Source organism: Streptomyces sp. BR123 (assembly GCF_013401435.1).
In the GTDB taxonomy this organism is placed as follows: Bacteria; Actinomycetota; Actinomycetes; order Streptomycetales; family Streptomycetaceae; genus Streptomyces.
Map to the genome: position 1 here is coordinate 1 of NZ_JACBGN010000253.1, position 10296 is coordinate 10296.

Here is a 10296-nt window from a genome sequence, read left to right on the forward strand (position 1 = left end):
GGGTCGAGGTCCACGAGGTGGGGGCGGGTGCCCGGGCGGTGTACGAGCGGCGGCGGGTGGCCGGCTCCGGCCAGGATCGCCAGCCGGTGCGGAAGGTCGATGTGGACGTAGAGGCAGGAGACGAGCAGGTCGGTGTCCAGATCCGCCAGGAGGCGGCCGGTACGGGTGAGGACCTCGCCGGGCGGGGCTCCGGCGGCGGCCCGGATAGCGGTGCGGACCTGCCCCATCAGCGCGGCGGCGGCGACGTTGTGGCCCTGGACGTCGCCGATGACGGCCGCGACGGTGGTGGTGTCCAGGGGGATGACGTCGTAGAAGTCGCCGCCTATGTCCATGCCGTGGCCGGAGGGCAGGTAGCGGGCGGCGATCTCGAGGCCGGGCACGACGGGCAGGGAGCGCGGGAGGAGCGTCTGCTGGAGGCCGCGGGCGAGGTCGCGGGCGGCGTCGTGGAGGCGGGCCCGGTCCAGGGCCTGGGCGATCAGGCCGGCGAGGGAGGTGAGGACGGCACGCTCGTCGGCGGTGAAGGTGTGGGGGCGCCCGTAGGAGAGGATGCAGCAGCCGACGGGGCGTCCTGAGATCGTCAGCGGAAGGAAGGCCCAGGCCTGTTTGCCGCTGATGGGAGGCGCGCCGGGGTACTGGCGGGCGATCTCCCGGGCGTTGTCGTAGAACGCGGGGACGCCGCTGGCCATCACCTGCCCGGCCGGCGTCAGCTCGGTGTCCAGGGGCAGGCCGTCGAGACGATCGATGGTGGCCGCATCGTAGCCGTGGTGCCCGGTGATCTTCAGACGGCCGGCTTCGGCGGCGGCCAGGACCAGGGCGTCGGCGCCGAACGCGGGCAGGACCTGGTCGGCGACCAGGTCGACGACGTCGCGGACGGCGACGGTTTCCGTCAGGGCGGCTGCGAGGTGGAGGAGCTGGTAGATCCGGCCCGTCTGCAGGGGGGCCGCGGCCGCCTCCGTGCGGGGCGGGCCGGGCTGCCCGCCGGTCGCCGGGCGGCCGGTGGGGGTGATGCGGACGCTGATGCCCCCGGCATCCGGATAGAGCTGGAAGTGCAGCCAGTGGTCCGGCGGGTGCAGGGCGGTGAACTCCACCGGATCGCGGCTCATGACGGCGTTCCGGTAGCGGTCCTCGACCAGCGGGATGTCGAGCCACGGCAGGGACTGCCAGGGCCGGGTGCCGAGCAGCTGCCCGGGGCTGCGGCCGAGCAGGGCGGCGGCGGTGCCGTCCAGGAAGGAGATCCGGCCCTCCAGGTCCAGGGCCAGAGCGCCTTCGGGCAGGCGTTCGATCCAGTCGGCGGCGGCCTGCGCTGCCTGTGCTGCCTGCGCTGCGCGGCCGCCGCCCGGCGGGGCGGGCGGGATGAAGCGGGGCCGCTCGGGCACCTGCGGCGGGGGCCCGGCGGCGTCCAGTACCCGGGCGATACGGCGGGCGGCCGCAGTGATGTGGTGCTGCTCGCGACGGCCGGCGATGCGGGGGTGGCTGGCGGGCCAGAGCAGCAGCAGCGCCCCCGTGGGCGCCGTGCGGCCCGGCAGTGGCGCCGCGGCCAGGGCGGACCGGTAGGGCAGGCTGACGGCGGCCCGGGGGTAGTCGCGGGCCAGGTCCTCGTGGGAGCCGACCCACACCAGCCGGTCCTCGCGCACCGCCTCGGCGACGGGTGTCGGGGCCGTCGCGGAGATCCGGTGCCAGGGGCGGGTCACCTCCTCCGGCACCCCGTACACAACGGCCAGCCCCAGTTGCCGCAGCGCCCCTTCCCCGTCCCGGAGGAACAGGCCGCCGGCGAACGCGCCCGTACGCCGGACCGCATCGGTCAGCGCCTCGTCCAGCGCCTCGTCCAGCGCCGGAAGGCCGACCGGGCCCGCGCGGGCGCGGTAGCTCTCACCGCGGGCGGTCACGGCCCACCTCCGTTCCTCCCGGCACCCACCGGTGGCGCCGGTGCCGGGTGGGTCCTTCCGCACGAGGCTGCGGGAGCGCCCTTGCCGAGGCGCCTGACCGCGGGCCCCGCGCGCAAACCTTGCCCCGGGCAGGCTCCCGGGGGACACGAGGAGCTGCGGGCCGGGCGCCGAGCGGCGAGGGTGGGGCCATGACGCCTGCACAGCTCATCCTCCACCCGCCCGACGAGCACGGGCGGCGCCGGGTCCGCTACGACGGCGTCGTCCTGGGCACCGCAGACCGCCCCAGCGACGTCATCGAACTCCTCCGCCAAGCCGGCGTCACGGCTCCCGAGGCCCTCGACCTCGGCGACCCGGACGTGGCCGAATGGCGCGGCGTCGGCCCGGAGGGCTGGGCGGAGTCACCGCCGTGAGGGCGGGCCGGCGTCCTCCTGCTTTCCCTGCCTTCCGGGCGCGGAATCCCGTTGCGCCCGCGGGCTCGGACTGAGCGCGTCGGCGGCCTCACCGTCCTTGCCCGATGCGGCTGCGAAATCGCCGGCGGACGCCTCACGACCCGCCGGCTGCTTGCCGCCCCCGTGGACCGTCGGGCGCCTGCGCCGGTTTTGCGGGCTTTCGTCGTCGAGGGGTGCGCCTCCGGCGCCTCCTTGATCCATGTCGTCCATCGGACCTTTCCTTCCGTTCCTGCCCAGGCGGTGGGCTCGCGGCCCGTGCCCGCGGCGCGCGGCGCACAGGCGCCGGGCGCCGCTCGGTTCGTGCTGCGCCTGCCCTTCAGCGACAGAGCCAAACCGGGACGCGGGGCGGCCCCCGTCGGGTCCGGTCCTGTGGTCGGTCCCGGTAGCGTTCCGGTGGGGCGGCGGCCCCGGGGGAGCCGCGGTGGGGCTCCCGTACCGGCGAGGGCCGCCGGCGGTGCTGACGGGCCGGGTGCAGCGGGTGCTGGTGCCCGGAGTGGCGTACGAGCCGGGGCGCGCCGACGGCGAGCCCTCGGGACTGCTGCGCGCGGGGCGTGCGCTCGTGCTCCACCCCTCGGACACTCCCGGGGAGCGGGAGGAGACCGAGTTCGGTGACCCGCTGGAGCGGGTGTGGGCCGCGTGTGTCCTGCCGTACGTGGGCGTGACGGACGTACGCCGGACCGTGATCCGGACCGTCTCCGGACCGTCTCCGGCTCCTCGACGGAGCGGCGTGCCGCCTGGCTGGCGGAGGCGCGCCGTCAGGCGTCCGGGCTGCTGTCCGGATGACACTTGGGCTGGTGGAAGTGCTGGAGCCTGGCTTCCACGTGCCCGTCCACGATGCGCGTGTCGAAGGCGGGCTGGGGCGCGGTGGCGGGGCCTTCGACGTTCCATCCGTCCGAGAGGCGGAAGACGCTGCCGTGCCAGGGGCACCGTACGCAGCCGTCCGCGATCTTCCCCTCCGCCAGCGGCCCGGCCATGTGGGCGCAGCGGCCGGCCAGGGCGTGGACGGTGCCGCCGCTCCCGCGCACGACGAGTACGTCCACTCCGTCCACGCGGGCGGCCACGGCCCGGCCCACGGGGAACGCGGTGACCGCTCCGAGGTGGTGCCATCCGTCCCGCACCAGGTGGGAGACGTGCTCGGCGTGGTTGGCGCCGGCGGCCTGACGGTAGGCCAGGTGGCCGCCCAGCGCCCCCGCCGCGCCCACCGTGGCGAGCCCTGCCATGCCGAGTGCCTTGCCGCGCAGGACACGGCCCTGTGTACGGGCCGCGAAGGAACTCGCGTAGAGCACGACCCCGGCCGTGTTGCCGAGGGCGTGGACGAGGCCGGTGCGGGCTTGCTCGGGCGGGAGCTCGGCCCAGTCCACCCAGCCGGCCACCGCTGCGGGCGCCGCGGCGGCCAGACCGGCGCCGACCAGGATGTGTGCGGCGCCGCGCCGGCCCGGCATCAGGTCGAGCAGGGCCGCCGAGAGCCAGGTCCCGATCGGGATCTGGACGAGCAGGGGGTGCGCGGGATGGCCCAGCGGGCGGCCGTGGAGCAGGTCGCGCACGGGCCCGAGCGGCACCGACCGTACGGCCCGGCGGAGCAGGCGGATCAGGGGGTCGGCGTACGGTGTCTGCTCCAGGTGTTCCACGGCCGTGAGCAGCGGCCCGGGGCCGGAGGCCCTTGCCGCGTGGTGCAGGCGGTCTGTGTCCATGGCCCGCGCCTACCCCGGGGCGCATCCGCCATGTGTGCCGCCGCCCGGTGCGCCGCCTGGAGACGGGCCCTGACCCGGTTCCGGTTCGGGTTCCGGTTCGGGTTCCGATTCCGGTTCCGGCGGTCGGTGGGTGGTGCGGAGGGCCTGCGCGAGTTGCTCGCGAGCGCGGCGCTGGATGCCGTCGGCGTCGTGCAGCAGCGTCGCGGCCTCCTCGGGGGTGGGCGGCACGGGTGGGAGGCCCGCCGCGGTCAACCTGGCGTAGAGGCTGCGGCAGGCCCGGTCCTCGTCGGGGAACCGCTCCAGCACCGTGCGCACGCCCCGCTCCATGACGCCCACCACCCACTCACCTGACCGTTCCTCCAGGTAGAGGCGGTCCTCCGCCCTGGGGAGGCCGGGGGGACCGGGGCAGTCGGGCAGCTCGTACAGGCCGGGCGGGACCCGGGCCTCGCGCAGTGCCCCACACAGCCGGTGGCGGTCCATGCCCCGGTCCTCCCTTCGTTGCTCGGTGTCAGTTCGCCCGTTCCAGGGCGCCGTTCGCCACGAGGGTGCTGATCCGTGTGCCCGTCCGGACGTTCGGGCAGTACGAGTCGCCTGGCGCGGGCGATACGGTCGTGACGTACTGCACGCCTTCGCCGGGCTGCTCGAACCACGGGAGGGTGGGGCCGGCGCAGACCAGGATCGGCTGCTTCACCCGGTAGAGGTGGTAGTCGAACGGCCAGCGGGGATCCTGGGTGTTGAGGTTGGACGGAGGGATGGAGCGTTCGCCGTACTTGGTGCCGGCCGGCGCGAGGAAGCTCCCGAACTCGGCCCCGAAGCGGTCGAGCATCCGTCCGGGCTCGAGGGTGACCTCCGTGGCGATGATCTGCCCGTTGGCGTCCCTCGCGAAGCCGTCGCTGTTCGGGTACCTGTAGGCGCCCAGCCCGGAGTCCGCGGCCGGGTTCCACCACTTGTTGAGGAACTCCCCCGGGGTGAGCTCACCGAACCGCTCGTAGCCCTTGAGGATGGAGCCGAGCACCCCGGTCGTCGGCAGCTTGGCCGGGCCGAACCGCCAGTCGTTGCACTTGAACTCGGTGTGCGCGTAGGGGTACGGCGACGGCACAAGCCCGAGGCAGCGTGCCTTCTCGGCATCGGACGTGGTCGTGGTGGCGGACCCGGCCTTGGCCTCCGAGCCGGCCTTCGCTTCGGATCCCTTCTCGGTGTCCGAGCCGGCCTTCACCTGCGAACCGGGACGAGACGCCTCCGCCTTCCCCTCCTGCTTTCCCTTCCCCTCCTGCTTTCCCTTCCCCTCCTGCTTCCCCTTGCCCTCTTGCTTTCCCTTCCCCTCCTGCTTTGTCTTCCCCTCCTGCTTTGTCTTCCCCTCCTGCTTTGTCTTCCCCTCCTGCTTCCCCTTGCCCTCCTGCTTTCCCTTCCCCTCCTGCTTTGTCTTGCCCTCCTGCTTCCCCTTGCCCTTCCCCTTCTCCTGCTCCCCGTCCTTTTTGTGCTTCCTGCCCTCGTCCCGTTTCTCGTCCTCGTCGCCGCTCGCCCGGCCGGGTGCCGGCGGCGGGACCGAGGCTGTCCAGATCGGGGATCCGTCGACCGTGGACGCCTGTGCCTCCATGGCGGTGGAGGGGAGAGCGCCGAGCAGAACGGAACCGGTGAGCCCTGCCGTCGTGGCCAGGCTCGCGCACCAACGGGGGAATGCCACTGAAACCTCCGCAAGATCGAGTCCACGGGACGTCAGAAGCGCCCCGACTCATCACAGAAGATCTACGGAGGCCCTGCAATCGGAACGGGGCCGAACGGCGGGCATGCGCAGACCTGACGGTCCACCGGCGTCCCGCTGTCCTGACCGGTGCCCGGTACGGCCTGGCGCGCCGTCAGTCACTGCTCCGCTGCCGGACGAGGTGGCACAGGCGTACGAGGGTGGCGTCGTCGCCGAAACCACCCGCCTTGATCAGTACGGGGAGCGCGGGCCGGCCGAGCAGGGTTCCGCGCGCGACGCCGGGTTCGGGTTCGTCGGCCAGGGTGATGCCGACGGCGCCGAGGGCGTCGAGAACCTCCGCGGCGGTCTCTCCCCCGGTGAGCACGAGCGCGTCGACCCGCGCCTCCTCGATGAGCCTGCGCACGGCCTCGGCCATGGAGCGGCCGAGGGCCCGCGCGGTGTCGCGCGACCGGCGTTCGTCCGGCGTGTGCAGGGTGAGGACGGGGGCCGTCATGCGGTTCAGGTCGGCGACCGCCGCCGCCGGGTCGTCGGTGGCGGTGACGGCATGTACGTCCACCCGGTCGCGCAGCAGCGCCAGCTGCCGACGGGTGGCGGGGTTGGCGCTGCCGACGACGATCAGCGGCCTCCGAGCCGGGGCGGGCGCGGGCGTGGGCGGCGCAGCCGCGGCCCGTGTGCAGTGCCGTGCGAGAGCGGCCGCGAGTCCGGGCGAGCCGACCCACAGCACCTCGTCGAGGCGGGGAACGCTTGCGATGAGCAGGTCGAGATCGGCGTCCTGCCGCGCCGAGTACGCCACCACCGCGCCCGCGCCGATCAGCCGGGGCAGTTCGGCGGCCCCGTCCGGGCCGACCGGGACGGCGTCCGGGAGCAGTTGCCCGAGATCCGAGCACCGCACCGGGTGTGCGGGGTCGCGGGCGAACTCGCTCTCGTGGACCGGGATGCCCCGCACGTACTGGACCCCGTCCACGGTCACCCTGCCCTCGGCGGGAAACGCGGGGGCGACGATCACGGCCCGGCGCCCGGATCCGGAGCGGGCGGCCCGTATCTCCGCCGCGACATGCCCCCGGAGGGTGGAGTCCACCGTCTTCAGCAGCACGGCGGCGTCCGCGAACAGGCGCGCCGCCCGCCGCGTGCGTGCCGCGGCGGTCTCCTCGCCGGTGACGCGCGTGCCGAGATCGACCGCCGTCACCCCCCGGGTCCGTCCGGCCGCCGCCTCCGGGAGGCGGAAGAGGATCCGGGCGTCGTGGCCGGTCCGGCGGAAGGGCGCGGCCCCGTCGCCGGCGCTGGTGAGGTCGTCCGCCAGCACGGCGATGCGCGGCGCTCGGCCGCCGTCGACTGTCATTTCCGGTTCCCCTCCGTCTGCCCGCTGTCGCCGCGGAGCGCATCCGCGATGGCGTGACGAGAATCAATACTGCGCGGCCGGGTGGTGCCCGACAATCCGTTCCTCCTCGCATCCCGCCGGCGGCAGCGGCGGCAGCCCTTCCACGAGGGACGAGCGGGTCATGTGCCGGCCTCGCGCCCGGCCCGTTGTCAGTGGTCTCGGTTACGGTCTCACCAAGATCCGGCACACCCCAGGGGGACGCGTCATGAACGGCACCGGCAGCGCCGCGTACGAGGGATTCACGGCCGAGGAGCGGGCCGCGATGAGGACCACGCGCAGGAGCTGAAGAAGGCCGCGGGCCGCAGCTCGCGCGCGGACAAGGCGGCGCAGGCGGAGCGCGACGTCCTCGCGAAGATCGCCGAGATGCAGGACTCGGACCGCCTCATGGCCGAGCGCGTGCATGCCGTCATCACGGCCAATGCCCCCGCCCTCGCGTCCAAGCTTTGGTACGGGATGCCCGCCTACGCGCGGGACGGCAAGGTCGTCTGCTTCTTCCAGAGCGCGGAGAAGTTCAAGGCGCGCTACGCGACGCTCGGGTTCAGCGACCTGGCGAAGCTGGACGACGGCCCGATGTGGGCGGCCGGCTTCGCCCTGACCGAGGTGACGCCCGAGGTGGAGGCCCGGATAGCCGCGCTCGTGCAGCGGGCGGTGAGCTGACGCCGCTGGGCGGAGGCCCTCCGCAGTGGCCGTCACCGGCTCCCCTATCATGACCCCGCTGCAGGCCGGGCACCGTTCCCGGCTCTGCGCGACACCGTGTGCGGCAGCACCGCACGGCGGTGATCAGTCAATGACACCCACATCGCAGATCCGTGGCCGTTCGCCCGGGTTGCAGGAGGTGGGGACCCACGGCAAGGGGGCGGGAAGATGAAGGCGTGGGTGGTCCCCGGCTATACGGAGACCAGAGAGCTCGGCTCGGGCGCCGGCGGCCGGGTGGTGCTGGCGGTGCACGACGAGACCGGGACTCCCGTCGCGGTGAAGTACCTCAGCGACCGGCTGCGCAGTGATCCGGCGTTCGTCCGGGGTTTCCGGGCGGAGGCCCGGCTGCTCGGCGGCCTGCGCTCGCCGTACGTCGTAGGGCTGTACGAGTACGTGGAGGCGCCCGACGGCGCGGCCATCGTGATGGAACTCGTCGACGGCGTGGCCCTGCGCGAGCTGCTCAAGCAGTCCGGGCAGTCCGGCACCGGCCCCGAGGCAGCCCTGGTGGTGCTCAAGGGCTCCCTGCTGGGTCTGGCGGCCGCGCACCGGGAAGGTGTCGTCCACCGCGACTACAAGCCGGAGAACGTCCTGGTCGCGGCCGACGGCTCGTCCAAGCTGGTGGACTTCGGCATCGCCACGGACCACGGCGCCACGCCGGGCATGGCCGGGACGCCCGCGTACATGGCACCGGAGCAGTGGCAGGGCAGGCCCGCCTCGCCGGCGGCCGATGTGTACGCGGCGACCGCGACGTTCTTCGAGTGCCTGACCGGGCGCAAGCCGTATCCCGGCCAGAACTTCGCCGAGCTGGCGCTCCAGCACATCGAGTCGCCTGTCCCCGAGTCCGAGGCGCCCGAGCCGGTGCGCCCGCTGATCCGGCGGGGCCTGGCGAAGCGGCCGGAGGAACGGCCGGAGGACGCCGAGGCGTTCGTGGCCGAGCTGGAGGCCGTGGCCTGCGGCGCGTACGGCCCGGACTGGGAGGAGCGCGGCCAGCGGAAGCTGGCGGCTCTGGCCGCGCTGCTGCCGCTGCTGTTCCCGTCGGCGGGCGGCGCGCCGGCGACCACCACGGCGTTCGCCACGACCTCGCTGTGGGCTCCCGGGCGGCGCGGATGGCTGGGCGCGGGCGTGGCTCTGGTGCTCGGCCTGCTGGCGCTCGTCACCCAGGCGGCGGCCACGGACCGGCCGGTCGGGGCGGCGGCGTCGAGCTCGTTCGCGACGACCAGTGCGGCTCCGCCGACGGGCGGACCGGTCCCGTCGGGATCGCCGTCCGGTTCGGCGTCCGCACCGGCCTCGGCGTCGCCCGGTGCGTCGGCCTCGGCGTCCGCGTCCCCGTCCTCCTCGGCGTCCGCGTCAGCGTCCGCGTCCCCGGGCCCCGGATCCTCGGCCGGCCCGGCACCGACCGGCCCGCAGCCGACGCCTCCGGCCACGCCGCTCCCGTCCCCCACCCCCTCCCCGGCGGTGAAGGTGCGGGCGGTGAACGTGACCTCGTTCCGGCAAACCGACTTCACGGCGGCACAGGTGACGCTGTCCGTGGACTCCTCCGGCCCGGCGACCGTCCGGCTGGAGTGGTTCAGCAGCGATGCACGGGGCACGCTCGGCGCGTCCGAGGGATCCATGACGTTCCCCTCCTCCACGGCGGCGAGCGCCAGGACCCTCACGTTCCGGGGTGCAGGCTGCTACTGGGGCGTGCGGGCCACGACGACACCCGCGGCGGGCAGCGGGGCAGCAGTCCAGCAGTTCCTGATCAGGCGGTGCGAGATCCGATGAGCGACAACGACGAGTACAGCGCCACCGTCCTCGGCAGCCACTGGGTCGGCGGGCCCCCCGCGGCGCGGCCGGATGTCGCGCCCGACCGGGTCGACGGGTCCGTGCTGCGCTTCGGGCCCGGGGTGACCGCGGCGGCGGTGGCACCTTTCCCGGTGGTGCCGCAGCCCGCGCCCGCTCGCCGGCGCGGCGGCGGCCTGCGCCGGTACGCGCTCGCGGGGGCGGTACTGGCCGCCGTCCTCGGGTACTTGTGCTGGCAGCAATACGGTCCCGGTGTCGCGGTGCGGGACGTGGCCGTGACCACCGACCCGGCCGGACCGGCCTGCGGGGCGACCGCCGATGTGGTGGCCGTCGTACGGACGAACGGCCGCCCCGGGACGCTGGAATACCGGTGGATCCGCAGCGACGGCACCCGCTCCGAGCGGATGACGGAGCGGGTGGCGCGGGGCCAGGAGGAGGCCGGGCTCCACCTGCTGTGGACCTTCCGGGGCGCGGGTGACTACCCGGCCGGAGCCCGGCTGGAGCTGCTGGAGCCGACCCGGCGGATGCCGTGGAGTTCACCTACCACTGCACGCCGTAGCGGCGGTGGGAGCAGGCGCCGGCGCACCGGTCGAAGCCTCGGCCTCACGGGTGTGTGCCGCGCACCCGCCCAACCCACTCTTTCCGGCCAACCCCCCTGTTGCGTGGCCGAAAACAGTGCAATGCTGTGCGCACGGCGGCCCTCCCCCTCCCC

At 74.5% G+C, this 10296-nt stretch carries 8 protein-coding genes and 1 pseudogene; 4 read left to right on the top strand and 5 right to left on the bottom strand.

Going from position 1 to position 10296, the window contains the following annotated elements; translation table 11 throughout:
- On the bottom strand, positions 1–1886 hold a 1886-nt coding region (locus HYE82_RS28500), incomplete at its 3' end, for a SpoIIE family protein phosphatase (RefSeq protein WP_179177050.1).
- A 188-nt stretch (positions 1887–2074) separates the two neighbouring features.
- On the opposite strand from HYE82_RS28500, the gene HYE82_RS28505 reads away from it, so the two are divergent.
- A complete protein-coding gene (locus HYE82_RS28505) occupies positions 2075–2296 on the top strand; it encodes a hypothetical protein (RefSeq protein WP_179177051.1) in 222 nt (73 codons plus the stop codon).
- A 794-nt stretch (positions 2297–3090) separates the two neighbouring features.
- On the opposite strand, the gene HYE82_RS28510 is transcribed toward HYE82_RS28505, so the two are convergent.
- The 4 genes from HYE82_RS28510 to HYE82_RS28525 all read right to left on the bottom strand — a co-directional run bounded on the left by HYE82_RS28510 (position 3091) and on the right by HYE82_RS28525 (position 7067).
- A complete protein-coding gene (locus tag HYE82_RS28510; protein WP_179177052.1) occupies positions 3091–4026 on the bottom strand; it encodes a Rieske (2Fe-2S) protein in 936 nt (311 codons plus the stop codon).
- A 9-nt stretch (positions 4027–4035) separates the two neighbouring features.
- Complete coding sequence (locus HYE82_RS38525; RefSeq protein ID WP_256987835.1) at positions 4036–4506, bottom strand: hypothetical protein; 471 nt, start codon at positions 4504–4506, stop codon at positions 4036–4038.
- A gap of 28 nt (positions 4507–4534) precedes the next feature.
- Positions 4535–5710, bottom strand: a complete 1176-nt coding sequence (locus HYE82_RS28520) for a TNT domain-containing protein (RefSeq protein ID WP_179177053.1) — start codon at positions 5708–5710, stop codon at positions 4535–4537.
- A 172-nt stretch (positions 5711–5882) separates the two neighbouring features.
- Entirely contained in the window at positions 5883–7067 is a 1185-nt protein-coding gene (locus HYE82_RS28525; RefSeq protein ID WP_179177054.1) for a four-carbon acid sugar kinase family protein, read from the bottom strand.
- A 244-nt stretch (positions 7068–7311) separates the two neighbouring features.
- Here HYE82_RS28525 and HYE82_RS28530 point away from each other — a divergent pair.
- The 3 genes and pseudogenes from HYE82_RS28530 to HYE82_RS28540 all read left to right on the top strand — a co-directional run.
- A pseudogene (locus HYE82_RS28530) lies at positions 7312–7763 on the top strand (iron chaperone).
- Between the two features lie 207 nt (positions 7764–7970).
- A complete protein-coding gene (locus HYE82_RS28535) occupies positions 7971–9566 on the top strand; it encodes a serine/threonine-protein kinase (protein WP_179177055.1) in 1596 nt (531 codons plus the stop codon).
- A partial coding sequence (locus tag HYE82_RS28540) for a hypothetical protein (RefSeq protein WP_179177056.1) occupies positions 9563–10296 on the top strand: 734 nt, incomplete at its 3' end. The genes HYE82_RS28535 and HYE82_RS28540, both read left to right, overlap by 4 nt.